The 13,560-nt window shown below is 73.0% G+C and carries 17 protein-coding genes and 2 pseudogenes; 13 read left to right on the top strand and 6 right to left on the bottom strand.

Going from position 1 to position 13,560, the window contains the following annotated elements:
- Positions 1–12: 12 nt before the first annotated feature.
- Positions 13–831 (bottom strand): inositol monophosphatase, encoded by an 819-nt coding sequence (locus RKE38_RS01075; RefSeq protein WP_316005612.1) that lies wholly within the window; start codon positions 829–831, stop codon positions 13–15.
- Between the two features lie 128 nt (positions 832–959).
- Between RKE38_RS01075 and RKE38_RS01080 the strand changes: the two genes are divergently transcribed.
- Entirely contained in the window at positions 960–1,835 is an 876-nt protein-coding gene (locus tag RKE38_RS01080) for a mechanosensitive ion channel family protein (RefSeq protein ID WP_316005613.1), read from the top strand.
- Here RKE38_RS01080 and RKE38_RS01085 read toward each other — a convergent pair.
- Complete coding sequence (locus RKE38_RS01085; protein ID WP_316005614.1) at positions 1,830–2,423, bottom strand: MarR family winged helix-turn-helix transcriptional regulator; 594 nt, start codon at positions 2,421–2,423, stop codon at positions 1,830–1,832. The two genes, RKE38_RS01080 and RKE38_RS01085, sit on opposite strands and share 6 nt — an antisense overlap.
- 74 nt (positions 2,424–2,497) lie before the next feature.
- On the opposite strand from RKE38_RS01085, the gene RKE38_RS01090 reads away from it, so the two are divergent.
- The 4 genes from RKE38_RS01090 (at position 2,498) to RKE38_RS01105 (ending at position 5,125) form a co-directional block, all read left to right on the top strand.
- Entirely contained in the window at positions 2,498–3,127 is a 630-nt protein-coding gene (locus RKE38_RS01090; protein WP_316005615.1) for a DsbA family protein, read from the top strand.
- Positions 3,128–3,147: 20 nt separating this feature from the next.
- Positions 3,148–3,834, top strand: coding sequence for a maleylpyruvate isomerase family mycothiol-dependent enzyme (locus RKE38_RS01095; RefSeq protein WP_316005616.1), 687 nt, complete (start codon positions 3,148–3,150; stop codon positions 3,832–3,834).
- Positions 3,835–4,088: 254 nt separating this feature from the next.
- Positions 4,089–4,529, top strand: a complete 441-nt coding sequence (locus RKE38_RS01100; RefSeq protein ID WP_316005617.1) for an SRPBCC family protein — start codon at positions 4,089–4,091, stop codon at positions 4,527–4,529.
- A gap of 56 nt (positions 4,530–4,585) precedes the next feature.
- Positions 4,586–5,125, top strand: coding sequence for a hypothetical protein (locus RKE38_RS01105; protein ID WP_316005618.1), 540 nt, complete (start codon positions 4,586–4,588; stop codon positions 5,123–5,125).
- A gap of 60 nt (positions 5,126–5,185) precedes the next feature.
- Here the strand turns inward: RKE38_RS01105 and RKE38_RS01110 are convergent, their stop codons facing one another.
- Positions 5,186–5,935: a dienelactone hydrolase family protein gene (locus RKE38_RS01110; protein ID WP_316005619.1), complete on the bottom strand. Its 750-nt coding sequence runs from the start codon at positions 5,933–5,935 to the stop codon at positions 5,186–5,188.
- 83 nt (positions 5,936–6,018) lie between these two features.
- On the opposite strand from RKE38_RS01110, the gene RKE38_RS01115 reads away from it, so the two are divergent.
- From RKE38_RS01115 to RKE38_RS01145, 8 genes and pseudogenes are all read left to right on the top strand, one after another.
- Positions 6,019–6,615 carry a dihydrofolate reductase family protein gene (locus RKE38_RS01115; protein ID WP_316005620.1) on the top strand — a complete coding sequence of 199 codons (597 nt, stop codon included), beginning with the start codon at positions 6,019–6,021 and terminating at the stop codon, positions 6,613–6,615.
- Between the two features lie 93 nt (positions 6,616–6,708).
- A complete protein-coding gene (locus tag RKE38_RS01120) occupies positions 6,709–7,629 on the top strand; it encodes an RNA polymerase sigma-70 factor (RefSeq protein ID WP_316005621.1) in 921 nt (306 codons plus the stop codon).
- A 173-nt stretch (positions 7,630–7,802) separates the two neighbouring features.
- Positions 7,803–8,549, top strand: coding sequence for an SDR family oxidoreductase (locus RKE38_RS01125; protein WP_316005622.1), 747 nt, complete (start codon positions 7,803–7,805; stop codon positions 8,547–8,549).
- Positions 8,546–8,782, top strand: coding sequence for a hypothetical protein (locus RKE38_RS01130; protein ID WP_316005623.1), 237 nt, complete (start codon positions 8,546–8,548; stop codon positions 8,780–8,782). Before RKE38_RS01125 ends, RKE38_RS01130 begins: the two co-directional genes overlap by 4 nt.
- Before the next feature lie 202 nt (positions 8,783–8,984).
- A pseudogene (locus RKE38_RS19550) lies at positions 8,985–9,233 on the top strand (alpha/beta fold hydrolase); the annotation flags it as partial.
- A 305-nt stretch (positions 9,234–9,538) separates the two neighbouring features.
- Positions 9,539–9,634, top strand: a pseudogene (locus RKE38_RS19555) (hypothetical protein); the annotation flags it as partial.
- A gap of 156 nt (positions 9,635–9,790) precedes the next feature.
- Positions 9,791–9,925: a hypothetical protein gene (locus tag RKE38_RS01140; RefSeq protein WP_316005625.1), complete on the top strand. Its 135-nt coding sequence runs from the start codon at positions 9,791–9,793 to the stop codon at positions 9,923–9,925.
- A 44-nt stretch (positions 9,926–9,969) separates the two neighbouring features.
- Positions 9,970–10,701, top strand: a complete 732-nt coding sequence (locus tag RKE38_RS01145; RefSeq protein WP_316005626.1) for a methyltransferase family protein — start codon at positions 9,970–9,972, stop codon at positions 10,699–10,701.
- A gap of 31 nt (positions 10,702–10,732) precedes the next feature.
- Here RKE38_RS01145 and RKE38_RS01150 read toward each other — a convergent pair whose 3' ends face one another.
- The 3 genes from RKE38_RS01150 to RKE38_RS01160 form a co-directional block, all read right to left on the bottom strand.
- On the bottom strand, positions 10,733–11,080 hold the full coding sequence (locus RKE38_RS01150; protein ID WP_316005627.1) for a protealysin inhibitor emfourin: 348 nt from the start codon (positions 11,078–11,080) through the stop codon (positions 10,733–10,735).
- Positions 11,081–11,184: 104 nt separating this feature from the next.
- Positions 11,185–12,279 carry a M4 family metallopeptidase gene (locus tag RKE38_RS01155; protein ID WP_316005628.1) on the bottom strand — a complete coding sequence of 365 codons (1,095 nt, stop codon included), beginning with the start codon at positions 12,277–12,279 and terminating at the stop codon, positions 11,185–11,187.
- Positions 12,280–12,432: 153 nt separating this feature from the next.
- Positions 12,433–13,554, bottom strand: a complete 1,122-nt coding sequence (locus RKE38_RS01160; RefSeq protein WP_316005629.1) for an aminotransferase class V-fold PLP-dependent enzyme — start codon at positions 13,552–13,554, stop codon at positions 12,433–12,435.
- Between the last annotated feature and the right edge of the window lie 6 nt (positions 13,555–13,560).

The raw sequence follows: 13,560 nt of genomic DNA on the forward strand, positions 1-13,560 counted from the left end.
ACGCACCTGGGGTCAGGGCTGCGCGCCGCCCGCCGAGTGGTCAGGGGCCGAGCGGTTCTCCGGGAGGCGGTCCGCGGTCGGGTAGCCCAGCGCGGCGAGCAGCGCGCCGTGCAGTCGGGCGTTCGAGTACACGCCGCCGCCGCGGTCGCTCGCGTGCCCCCCGGTGGGGTCGGTGAACCGGCCGCCGGCCTCCTGCACGATGAGGATCCAGGGGGCGTGGTCCCACGCGAAGTACCTCTCGGCCACGAAGGCGTCGATCTCGCCGCGCACGAGCTCGACCAGCGGCAAGGGGCTCGCCGGCGCGCGGGAGACCCCCGTGGGCAGGTGCCCGGCCGACGTCCCTCCGAGGTCGTCGACCACGGCGTCGGCGAGCGCGGAGGTCGTGCTGACCGTCAGTGGTGTCGCCGGGCCGGTCCCCGCCGGCCACGACGACTCGAACGCGCCGCCACCCCGGGTCGCCCACCAGCAGCGGCCGAGCGCGGGAGCGGCCACGACTCCGAGCTCCGTCACCCCCCGGACCTCCAGGGCGATGTGGATCCTCCAGTGCGCGTCTCCCCTGGCGAAGAATCCTGTGCCGTCGATCGGGTCGAGGACCCACACGCGGTCGGAGCGACCCAGCCTCCCGAGCTCCTCACCGAGGAAGGCGTCTCCCGGCCGGGCCTGGGACAGCGTGTCCCTCAGCAGGCGCTCGACCGCACGGTCGGCCTCGGTCACGGGCGAGCCGTCGGCCTTGGCGGTCGCCGAGACCCCTGCCCGGAAGTGCGCCAGGGCGAGGTCGGAGGCCAGCCCGGCCGCGTGGAACGCCAGCTCGAGCTCGTCCCTGGTGCCCACGAGCGGTGACGCTACCAACCGCGGGGACGGGGTTCGCCTCGTCGCCGTGGTGGGAGCCCCGCAGGTCGGCGTGTTTGCCTCCCGGAGCGGTGGGTACGAAGCGGCACGTCCACCGAAAGGGGCAAACCATGACCGATCGACTCCAGAACGCCCTCGGCGACGGACTCAGTGCCGTCGCCACCTTCGTGCCGAAGCTCGTCGCGTTCCTGCTGATCCTCATCATCGGCCTGTTCGTGGCGAAGGCCATCGGCAAGGCCATCGACAAGGTGCTCGAACGAGTCGGTTTCGACCGCGCGGTCGAACGCGGCGGCATACGCAGGGCCCTCGAGCGCAGCAAGTACGACGCGTCGGCCATCGTCGGCAAGCTCGTCTACTACGCGCTGGTGCTGTTCGTGCTCCAGATGGCCTTCGGCGTCTTCGGGCCGAACCCGATCAGCGAGCTGCTGACGGGTGTCATCGCGTTCCTGCCCAAGGCGATCGTCGCCATCATCATCGTGGTCGTCACGGCAGCCATCGCTGCCGCCGTGCGCGACATCGTGAGCAGCACGCTGAGCAGCCTGTCCTACGGCCGCACCCTGGCCAACATCGCAGCCTTCTTCATCATCGGGCTGGGCGTCATCGCAGCGCTGAACCAGGTCGGCATCGCCACGACGGTGACCATGCCTGTCCTGATCGCGGTGCTCGGCACCATCGCCGGCATCCTCATCGTGGGCGTGGGCGGGGGCCTCATACGGCCGATGCAGTCCCGCTGGGAGCAGTACCTCGACACCATGTCGACCGAGACGCGCAGGGTGCGCGCCGAGGCCGAGCGCGCCCCCTCGGCGCGCGAGCAGGTGCGCGACATGGCCGACCGGGCGCGTCCGGGCGGCAACGGATCGCACACCCCGTCCACGGCGTCGACCGGCGCCATCGAGGACCCGACGTTCTCGCCGCAGGGCGGAAACCACCAGTACGAGGACGACTCGACCGTGGCGTGGAACCCGAGTGATGTCCGCCGTTCATGACCGGAGGCTGCCGCGCGCTCTGACGCTCGGCGCCGGGTTCCTTGCGGGGTCCGCCGTCTTCGTCACGGGTGCGGCGGTCTCGGTCTGGGCCGCCACCATGATCCTGGCGCGCTGGGGGTAGCCCGGCCGGCAGCTCGCGCCGAGAGCCCACGATCGGCCGTAGGGGTCGGTGATCTCACGCAGGGCGGTCAGGGCCGCGCGCAGCTGCCTCATGCGCGCCGCCCCGAGGTGCCGCCGCCACTCGGCCTCGATCCGCTCCTCCTCCGCCCGCGCCAGTGGGATCGCCGACTCGGCGCGCGCGGTCATGCGCACCAGGCGGGCGCGGCCGTCGGCGGGGTCGGGGACACGCTCCACGTACCCGGACGCCTCGAGCTTGTCGACCAGGGCCGTAGCCGTCTGCTTGGCGATCTGCGCCCGGTCGGCAAGGACGCTCAGACGCGTGCCGTCCGGGTCGATGCCCATGAGCAGCCTGCTCTGGGCGATCGTCAGGTCGTCGAAGCCGGTGTCGTGCAGGGCCTGGAAGACGCGGTTGGCCGCCGCTCGCGAGGCGATGAACATCAACAGGCTGGTGGGCAGCTCTCGCTCCATCGCCCCTCTTCCGCTAGTCCGCTCATCGAACTATATTGGTCCGTTGATAGGACTAGATTAACCGCGGAGGGACCATGGGGTCTGCATCCGACACGACTGTCGACTTCTGGTTCGACCCCGTGTGCCCGTACTCGTGGACGGCCTCCCGGTGGCTGGCCGAGGTGGCCCGGTCCAGACCTCTCGTGGTCCGACACCACGTGATGAGTCTGTACCTGCTCAACGAGCACCGGTCCGAGGTCTCCCCCGACTACCGGCGCACCGTGGAGGCGAGTCGCGGGCCTGCCCGGGTGGCCGCGGGCGTCTCGGCGCGATGTGGGGCCGGTGCGCTCGAGCGCTTCTACACGGCCTTCGGGCAGAGGGTGTTCGACGTGTGGCGACGCCCCTCGGAGCAGGAGTACCGCGCCGTGGTCGCGGCGGTGCTCGCCGAGCTCGGGCTGCCGGCCGCGCTCGAGGACGCCATGGACAGCGGGGAGTTCGACACGGTCATGCGCGCCAGCCACGAGACCGGCGTCGCGCTGGTCGGGAGCGAGGCGGGGACCCCCATCACGTCCATCGACGGCGTCGCGTTCTTCGGCCCGGTGCTGAACGCCATCCCGCGCGGCGCGCAGGCCGTCCAGGTGTTCGACGGAGCCCGGCAGCTCGCGGCATACCCGGAGTTCTTCGAGCTCAAGCGCACCCGGGTGCGTCCCCCTGTCTTCACCTGAGCCCACCGGAGGAGGCCCCCATGACAGGCACCACCGCCGTCGACCCCGACGCCCTCTGGGCGGCGATCGACGACCAGCGGTCACGAACCGCCCAGCTGCTGGAGGACCTGGCCCCGGATCAGTGGGACCACCCGTCGCTGTGCGACGGCTGGACCGTGCGCCACGTGGCAGCACACCTGACGATGCAGCGGGAGCGCCTGCACGAGGCGGCGGGGTTCGTCGCCCGCCATCCCCGCATGTTGCGCAGCCGGGGCCTGAACGCCTTCATCCACGACGCCGCCGTCGTGCAGGCCCGGGCCCTGTCGAGCGAGGAGGTCGTCGAACGGATCCGGGCAGGCATCGGTTCACGACGGCACAACGCCTTCGTGACACCGCTGGAGACGCTGACCGACATCCTCGTCCACAGCCAGGACATCGCGATCCCGCTGGGCCTCGAGCTCGACATGCGGCCGAAGCCCTCTGCGGTGGCGGCCACCCGACGATGGGACACCCGCACCACGTGGCTGGCCCGGGTCAACCGGCGTCTTCCGCTCGAGGGGTTCCGGCTCGTCGCCACCGACACGGAGTGGACCCGCGGCGACGGGCCGCCCATCACCGGCCCCATCGGGGCGATCCTGCTCCTGCTCACCGGCCGGACCGCCGCCCTCGGACGCCTCGACGGTGAAGGCACCGAGGTGCTGCGGACCACGCGGACCGCGTCTCCCTAGGCGGCGCCCGGGCGGCGCTCGGCGCACGGCCCGTCCGACCCTCCGACCGCACGTGCGCCAGACCGAGGCGGGCGACGAGCGCGTGGGCGCGCACACGGATGCCCAGGGCGACTCGCGCCACACGGTGACCTGACCGCGCCCCCGCCAGCCGCTCTTCGTCGCCGGCGGACCGGTGACGAAGGTCCCTGTCGGATGCCGGGCGCCCTTGCCATCGTCGCCAGTGGGTGCGTCCGCCCGGGGGAGGAATCGTCGTCATGGCCCACATCCGCGGAGACGTCACGATCGCGGCACCGGTCGAGGAGGTCTTCGACCTCGTCGCCGACGAACGCAACGAGCCGGCATACAACCCCCGGATCGCGCACACCGAGAAGATCGGCGACGGACCGGTCGGGGCCGGCTCCCGCTTCGTCGCGCGCCCCCGGGGCACGGGGGCGGGCGGGACGATGACCGTCGACGTGCTCGAGTACGACCGCCCGCACCGCCTGCACAACCTCGTGCGGTCGTCGTACATGCACGTCGACGGCGAGGTCACCTTCGAGGCAACGGGGAGCGGCACCCGGCTCCGGTGGGACTGGGACATGCGGCTGGTCGGGCCCATGAGGTTGCTGTCGCCCGTCCTCGCCCTGGTGGGTCCTCGCTGGGAGCGGCGGAACTGGGTGGACCTCAAGCACCACCTCGAGTCCGGCAGGCACTGAGCGTGCGCACGCAGAGGTGCGGCCCCGTCACGCGCGGCTGAGCCGGGCGAGCTGACGTGGTCTCGGCGCTGGGCGGTGTGGCTGCGGCGCTCACGGCCGCCCTGCTGGGCGTGGGCGCAGCCGGTGCGGTGGGGAGGCCCGGGGGGCGCCCGTGGCTGGTCGTCCTGCACGACGTCAACGCGGGCCGCAGGGGCGTCACGCTCGAGACGCTGCGCGGGGTCCACCCGGTCGACGTCGCCCTGCTGGTGCTGGCTGCCGGCGCGTATGCCGGCTTCTGGCCCCGCCTGGGCGCGGCCCACCACGTGTGGCTGGTGCTCGCCGTGGCCCAGCCGGTGGCGGGGGTGCCGCTCCTGCTGGTCACACGCCGCGTCGGTCGCTCGGGTCTCATGGGTGGGGCGCTCGTCGTCTCGGTGCTCCTGCTCGTCGAGGACGTGTGGGTCGCGGCGGGGTGGCTGGGGGCAGCGGCGAGCGCCCTTCTCCTTGTTGGGGACTTCGACACGACGGGGCGCCCGAACCGGGTGCTGGCGGCGACGATCACGACGGGGTACGCGGCGCTGTTCGTGTGGTTCTGGGTGCTGGCTCTCCTGCTGGTCTGAGCCGATTGCTGGTGCTGGTCTGAGGCGGCTGCTGGCCTGGGCCGACGAAGGGCCTCTCGTTCAGGGCGCGGGGTGGGGACCCCTCCGCAGGTGCAGGTCGAAGAACGCGACGATGCGCCGACGCGCGTCGGTGGTCGCGGTCTCGTCGTACCGCATGCCGGAGACACGGGCGAGGAAGCGCAGGAAGAGGCTCTGGTCCTGCGGTGCGGGGTCGTTCATGAAGCCGTGACGGACGCCCGGGTAGACCTTGACGTCATGGGGCACGTCGAACTCGGTGAGGAGGTCGTCCAGCCGGCGTCCGGCACGTGCCCCGAGCGGGGACCAGTCCTTCTCGCCGAAGCTGCCGACGACCGGGCACGCGCGCGGCAACCAGTCCCGGGCGTCCGAGGGGCAGCCGCCGTAGTTCACGGACGAGGCGTCGAAACCGTGGCCCTCGGCCAGGGCGATCGCATACCCCCCACCCATGCAGAAGCCCAGGACCCCGACCGCCCCCGAGCAGCCGTCGTGGTCGCGGAGCCAGCGTCGCGCTGCCTCGATGTCGTCGAAGGTCCGCCCGTGCCGCACACCGAGCTCGCGCATGATCGTCCGGAGGCAACGCAGGCGGCCGCCCCAGTGGTAGAGGTCCGGCGCGATGGCCAGGAACCCCTCACCCGCCAGCCAGTCCGCGTGCGAGCGCAGGTCCTCGCTCATGCCGGTGAAGTCGTGGAGGACGACGACGCCCGGCCACGGTGCAGGCGTGTCCGGAACCGCGGCATACGCGGGCATCACACCCCGGCCGGTGTCGACCCCCAGCAGCGATCCCCTCGCCATGCCCCAGTATGGAACCCGTGGAGAGGGCCGGGCCAGGCCTCGCCCCGCGATGAGTCGGTCGACCCGTGCCAGTCTGTACCGGCATGGCGACCGTGATCATGCACGCAGTGGTGTCGGCGGACGGCTTCATCGCCGACGAGGACGACGAGGTCGGGCCCCTGTTCGACTGGTACTTCAACGGCGACCGGCCCATCACGGACGCGGCCGGTGAGGCGCTGCACGCCCCCTTCCGCGTCAGTGAGCGGTCGCAGGAGTACGTCAGCACCTTCTGGGCGCGCATCGGGGCGACGATCCAGGGTCGTCACCTCTTCGACCTGACGAACGGCTGGGAGGCGCGCCCGCCCGCCGGGGACCACCTGCTCGTCGTGTCGCACCGTCCCAAGCCGGACGGCTGGCACCCCGAGGCAGATGTCCCCTTCTTCGACGACATCACCGAGGCGGTGCACGAGGCCAGGCGACGGGCGGGTGACCTCGTCGTCGCGGTCTGCGCCGGGGACGTCGGCGGGCAGGCGCTCGCGCTCGGGCTCGTCGACGAGGTGGCGATGGACGTCGTGCCCGTCGTGTTCGGGAGGGGCAAGCGCTACTTCGGCCCGGTCGACTCCCAGCACCTCCTCGAGGACCCGACCGTCGTCATCCAGGGAGACCGGGTGCTCCACCTGCGCTACCCCGTCCGCCGCTGACGCCGGGGCGTGCGGCCCCGCGGCCGTGCCATCATCGGGGCACGGACCGGCGCCACCGGAGGTGGGTGGCGTGGTCCCCCCGAAGGAGCCCGTATGCCGTCACGCGACGCCGAAGCCCTGGGCGCCACGGTGTCCCGAGACGCCTGGGGCCACGATCTCGACGCCGCCGTGGAGGCGTTCGACGAGGCGCGGCCGCGGCTGTTCGGCATCGCCTACCGGATGCTCGGGAGCGTCGCCGAGGCCGAGGACGTCGTCCAGGAGGCGTGGCTGCGCTGGCAGCAGGCCGACCGGCCGGCCGTGCGCAACCCCGCAGCGTTCCTCACCACGGTGACGACTCGGCTCTCGCTCAACGTCCTGGACTCCGCCCGCGCCCGGCGCGAGCACTACGTCGGCCCCTGGCTCCCCGAGCCCGTCGACACCAGCGCCGACCCGACGCTCGGCGCGGAGACCGCCGAGGCGCTCGACGCCGCCGTCCTGGTGCTCATGGAGAAGCTGCCGCCCGAGCACCGAGCGGCATACGTCCTGCGCGAAGCCTTCTCCTATCCGTACGGCGACATCGCCGAGATCCTCGACACCACTGCCCCCAACGCCCGCCAGCTCGTCAGCCGGGCCCGCAAGCACGTCCAGTCCAGCCGCCACGAGCCCGTCGACCCCGTCCGGCACCGTGCACTGCTGGACGCCTTCGTCGCTGCAGCCCGTGACGGCGACCTCGAGCGCCTCGAGCGCGCCCTCGCGGCCGACGTCGTCAGCACCTCAGACGGCGCCGGCATCGCGCCACGGGCCGCCCGCCGACCGGTCGTCGGCCGCGACAAGGTGGCACGCCTGGTCGCCGGCTGGTCGGACTGGTGGGCCGGCACGAGCCTGACCTGGCTCGAGACCAACGGACGCCCCTCCGTGCTCGTCACGCGGGGTGACACCGCGGTGGCGCTGCTCAGCGTCAGCGTCTCGGCCGACGGCATCGACCAGCTCCTGTGGGTCATGGCCCCGGACAAGCTGGCCCGCACGGGCAGCTAGCCACGCCCGAACGCAGCACGGGTGCCGTAACCCGAGAGGACCGGCGTCGCGGGCCGGCCAGGCCGGCGCACGCGGCTCGCCCTGCCGGGCTGTCACACCCCGGCCGGCTGTCCGGTCGGGAGGGGTGGAGGCACTCCGCCTCCGTCCCACCGACAGTCCCAGAAGGGGTCCCCATGAAGGTCGTCGTCATCGGCGGAACCGGTCTCATCGGTTCCAAGGTCGTCCAGATGCTCACCACCCACGGTCACGAGGCCGTCGCAGCCTCGCTGCAGACCGGCGTCGACACGCTCACCGGCGAGGGGGTCGCGTACGTGCTGGCCGGGGCCGATGTCGTTGTCGACGTGACCAACTCGCCCTCGTTCGCCGACGACGACGTGATGGCCTTCTTCACCACGTCGACCGGCACCCTCCTGGCCGCCGAGAAGAACGCGGGCGTGCGGCACCACGTCGCGCTCTCCATCGTCGGCACGGACAGCCTGCCGGACAGCGGCTACCTGCGCGCCAAGCTCGCCCAGGAGCAGCTCATCCGCGAGTCGGGCGTCGGCTACTCGATCGTGCGGGCGACCCAGTTCTTCGAGTTCACCACGGCCATCGCCGACTCCTCCATGGTCGACGGAGTCCTGCGCCTCTCGCCCGCGCACTACCAGCCGATGGCCTCCGACGACGTGGCGTCGGCCGTGGCGCGAGCCGCGCTGGCTGCTCCCCTCAACGGGGTCAAGGAGATCGGCGGGCCGGAGCGGGTGCGGATGTCCGAGTTCATCCCGGCCGCACTGGCTGCAGCCGGCGACACCCGCGAGCTCGTCGTCGACGAGCACGCGACCTACTTCGGGACCGAGCTCGGCGACGACAGCCTCGTGCCCGGCCCGGACGCCGAGCTGGGCTCGACCACCTACGAGGCGTGGGCGAAGGAGCCGGCGTGAACCCGGACCCGCACTCCCCCGACCTGCTCGCCATGGCGCAGGAGGCCGACGTCGAGATCGTCGCCGCGGAGGCCCTCGTCGTTGCCCGCACCACCGTCGTCGCCGGGACGGACGACGACGGCGCCAGCAGCCTCGCCACGGCCGAGCTCGGCTACTACGAGGCGGAGCTGCGCAGCCTGCGCGACGCGGCCACCGGGCTCGACGCGGCGGAGCACCACCGGCAGCTGCCCTGAGGCGGGCGCCGGCGGGGCCGCGCGCAGGTGTGTCCGCGTGCGGCGGCCGGGCGCGCGGGCGTGTCCGCGGGTGCCCACCTGGGGTTCACTGGTGGGGTTCACTGGTGGCGTGCGCGCGGTGCAGCGCTTCGGATCGGCTCCCCTGCCGGGCGGGGGCCGGGTCGCGTATGCCGTCACGGGCAGCGGGCCGGGGCTGCTCGTGGTGCCGGGCTGGCTGAGCCACCTCGAGCTCGGCTGGGCCATCCCGGCCGAGCGCCTGTTCCACGAGGCCCTGTCCTCGGGACGCACCCTGGTCCGCTACGACCGGCCGGGGTGCGGGCTGTCGGACGAGCACCGGGGGCCGCGGACGCTGGAGCTCGAGCTGGCAGCGGTCGAGGCCGTGCTGGGCGCGGTGGACCTGCCGCGGGTCGACGTCCTCGGCTGGTCCCTGGGGGCCGCCGTGGCCGCCCAGTGGGCTGCGGACCGACCTGAAACCGTCGCACGGCTGGTCCTGTACGGCGGCTGGGCCAGCGGCAGCGAGGTGGGCGACGAGGACAGCCGGCGCCTGCTCCTCGAGCTGCTGGCCACCCACTGGGGTCTGGGCTCCGACGTCCTCACCGAGCTGTTCGCGCCCGAGGCCGACGCGGGCACCCGGCTGGCGCTCGCGGCATACCAGCGCGCAGCGTCCTCGACCGAGACCGCCGTCGCACTCCTGCGGCTCGCCTACTCCGTCGACGTCCGCGCGGTGCTCCCCCGGGTCCAGGCCCCACGCTCGTCCTGCACCGGCGCGGTGACCGGGCGGCCCCGCTCGCCCAGGCCAGGCTCCTCGCGGCACAGGTGCCGGGCGCCGAGCTGGTCGAGCTGGAGGGCCGCTCGCACCTGCCCGCGATGGGTGACGCGGAGTCGGTCGTGGCCGAGATCCGACGGTTCCTGGGCCTGCCGCCGGCGCGCCGGGCGGTGGCGACCGGGCTCACCCCGCGCCAGTCGGAGGTCGCGGCACTCGTGGCGCAAGGCCTGACGAACCGTGAGGTGGCGCAGCGCCTGGGCATCACCGAGAGGTCGGCCGAGTCGCACGTCGAGCGGATCCGGCTGCGCCTCGGCTTCCGGTCACGGTCCCAGATCGCCGCCTGGCACGTGGCGAGCAGCGCCGGCGAGGTGCGGTAGTTCCACGGCTGACCGCGGTCCGCGGCCTGCCCACCATGGGAGGCATGAGCCGACGTCCCACCCACCTCGCCCTCTCCGCTGCCGGCTGGCTCGGCTTCGGTGCCGTCACGCTGTGGGCGGCGGCCTTCCTCGCGGGCGTGCTCGTCCCCCGGACCGCCGACGCCCCGGTCCGCTCGACCACCGGTCGCGCGGTCGCCGTCGACGCGGCACTGCTGCTGCTGTTCGCCGCGCAGCACTCGCTGATGGCCCGGCGGACGGTGAAGGCGCGGCTCGCGCGCCGTGTCCCCCGCCCCCTCGAGCGCACGACCTACGTCCTGGCCACCGACCTCTGCCTCGCCGTCCTGCTCGTCCTGTGGGAGCCGGTGGGGGGACAGGTCTGGCACCTCGACGGCCCTGCGGCTGCCGCGCTCTGGACCCTGTGCGCGGCGGGCTGGGCGCTGGCGGTCGCGTCGACGTTCGCGGTGGACCACCTGGAGCTCACCGGGCTGCGCCAGGCCGGGTGGGCGACCCGGGCGCGCCGACCGCGGGAGGGCCTGCACGAGGACGGCCTCTACGGCCTGGTGCGTCACCCGCTGATGACCGGACTCCTGCTCGCATTCTGGGCGACGCCGCACATGGGCGCCGGCCACCTCCTCTTCGCCCTCGGCGCGTCCTGCTACGTCGCCGTCGGCATCGCCTTCGAGGAGCGCGACCTGCGGGAGTCGTTCGGGACCGCCTACGACGTGTATGCCGCGCGCGTGCCCGCACTCGTGCCGGGCCTCCGGCGGGGTCGCTGAGGTCGGTCGCGCAGCCTCCGGCGAGCGGGGGTCACCCGTTCCTGGTGGGCCTGGCGAGACCCGCGAGCGTCGCGAGCAACGGCCGGGCCCCTTCCGGCACCGTGGAGTCGGACCAGCTCAGGGTCCTGCTCCGGGCGCCGCTGGCCACGCGGACGGTGTAGGTGAACTGGTCGGCGCCGGGACCGGGGGCGGAACCGGCTGCCTCGGCACCGTCGTCCCGCTCGCCCGGCGCCTGGTCCTCGTCGGTCGCGCCCAGCAGGTCCGCCGCGACCCGCGCCTGGTCCTCAGGGAGGTCGGCGGCCAGGCACTCGGCCGCCATGGCGATGCCCGCGATCCCGCCACTGCGGCGGTACGCGATGCGGAGCTCCTCTGTGGCCACGGCTCGAGGATAGGTCCGGCGCGGCGGATGCGGCTCGGCCTCCTGCACGACGCCGCCGGCACCCTCGGTGGGGGCGCCGCGGGCACCCTTGGTGGGGGCGCCCGTCAGCGGACCTTCACCTTGACGGCATCCCAGCCGGCTGCGACCGCCGCGGCCTCCGCGCTGCTGCTGCCGAACCGCGTCCTGGCCGAACGCAGGGTCAGGGCGGCGAACCGGGCGAACGTCGCGGTGGGCCGCAGGCGCGGGTCGGCCAGGGTGTCGTACCAGATCTGGCCTGCCGCCTCCCAGGCGTTGCCGCCGATGGTCGTCGCGACGACGTAGAACGCGTGGTTGGGGATGCCCGAGTTGGTGTGGACTCCCCCGTTGTCCGACGTGGTGTGGACGTAGCCGTCCATGGTCGAGGGCTGGTTGTCGTAGGGGTTCGCCGTCCCGGGTGCCTTCATCGACCTGAGGGCCGGTGCGAGCTGTGGGCCGACGATGTCGGCCCCGATGAGCCAGTCCGCGGCGGCTGCATCCTGCCCCAGGTGGTACTGCTTCACGAGCGAGCCGAAGACGTCGGACACCGACTCGTTGAGCGCCCCCGACTGGCCGGAGTACCGCAGGTTCGCCTCGTGCTGGGTCACCCCGTGGGTGAGCTCGTGGCCGACGACGTCGATGCCCTTGGTCGTGTCCGTCAACATCTGGCCGTCGCCGTCACCGAAGAACATGTGCCCGGCCCCGTCCCAGAACGCGTTGTCGTAGCTGGTGCCGAAGTGGACCAGGCCCTGGATCTGCATGCCCTGGTCGTCGATCGAGTCGCGGTGGAACTGGTCCCAGTAGAGCTTGTACGTGTAGCCGAAGTTGTCGTAGGCCTGGTTGACCGAGACGTCCTTGACCTTCCGCTGGCCCTCGGACCGCACCAGCGTTCCCGGCGTCGTCGCCGTCGAGTGGTGCTGGTCGTAGATGGCCCGGTTCGGCGTGCCGGCCCCGGCGCGCACGGCGATCGGGTGCAGGGGCGCGACGATGCTGGCAGCGGACTCCGCGCGGGTGACCCGGAAGCTCTGGTCGAGCTGCAGGGTCTCCAGCAGCGCCTCTCGCTGGTCCGGGTCGGCCTCACGCGCGACCCGGGCCAGCAGGTCCGGCGGGATGATGCACGCGATGGCGGGCCGGCACACCGACCCTGCCTCGCGGGGTGCCGTGGTGGCTGGTGTCCGTGGCATGTCCACTCCTCTCCCGAGCGGGAACGGGACCTGCCTCGATGCTCCTCACCGCAGGAGTGGTTGTCATCATGCGTTTGCGTGACGATGCGCGCGGTGGCCCCCCTTGGGCGCGCTCGTGCAGCCGGGCAGGACGGCCGGGAGGCGGTGTGCCGGTCAGCGAGCCAGGTGGGCGGCCAGTCGCTCGACGGTCCCGTCGACGTCGGTGAGCTTGTCGAGCCCGAAGAGGCCCAGCCGGAAGGTGGAGAAGTCGTCGCCCTCGCCGCACATGAGCGGCACCCCCGCCGCGACCTGGACGCCCTGCTGCTTGAACTTGGCACCGGTGCGGAGCTCCGGGTCGTCGGTGAACGAGACGACGACGCTGGGCGCGGCGAAGCCGTCTGCCGCCACGGAGCGGAAGCCGTTGTCCGCCAGGAGCGCACGGACCCGACTGCCGAGGTCGACCTGCGCCTTGCGGAGCGTGTCGAGCCCGGCGTCGCGGGTCTCGAGCATGAGGGCGGCGTCCCGCGCGAGGGCATCGGTCGGCATGGTCGCGTGGTACGGCGTCTGCCCCTGCGTGTAGGCCTCGGTGATGGTCAGCCACTTCTGCAGGTCGACCGCGAAGCTGGTGGACGTCGTCGCCATCACCTGGGCCCGACCCGCCTCGCTCAGCATGACGAAACCGGCGCAGGGCGACCCGCTCCAGCCCTTCTGGGGGGCGCTGAGGAGGACGTCGGCGCCCAGGTCGCGCATGTCGGCCCACATGGCTCCCGACGCGATGCAGTCCAGCACGAACAGGCCCCCGACCTCGTGCGCGGCGGCGGCGATGCGCCGCACGTAGTCGTCCGGGAGCAGGATGCCCGCCGCGGTCTCGACGTGCGCCGCGAAGACGACCTCCGGGCGGTCGCGCTCGATCGCCGCGACGACCTCCTCCACCGGTGCCGGCGCCCACGGGGCCTGCGGCTCGTCGGAGGTCGGCCGGGCACGGCACACCGTCGTCTCGGTCGCCACGGACCCGGCGTCGAGGATCTGGCTCCAGCGGTAGGAGAAGAGGCCGTTGCGGACGACCAGGCAGCGGCGGCCGGTCGCGAGCTGCCGGGCGACGGCTTCCATGGCGTACGTGCCGCCGCCCGGGACGACCGCGACCGTCGCGGCACCGTAGGTGGTGCGCAGGACGTCGATGACGTCCTGCATCACGCCGACGAAGCGCTTCGACATGTGGTTGAGCGAGCGGTCGGTGAACACCACCGAGTACTCGAGGAGGCCGTCAGGGTCGATCTCAGCGCGCGGGAGGCTCACCCCAGC

This window comes from Phycicoccus sp. M110.8 (assembly GCF_032464895.1).
Lineage (GTDB): Bacteria > Actinomycetota > Actinomycetes > Actinomycetales > Dermatophilaceae > Pedococcus.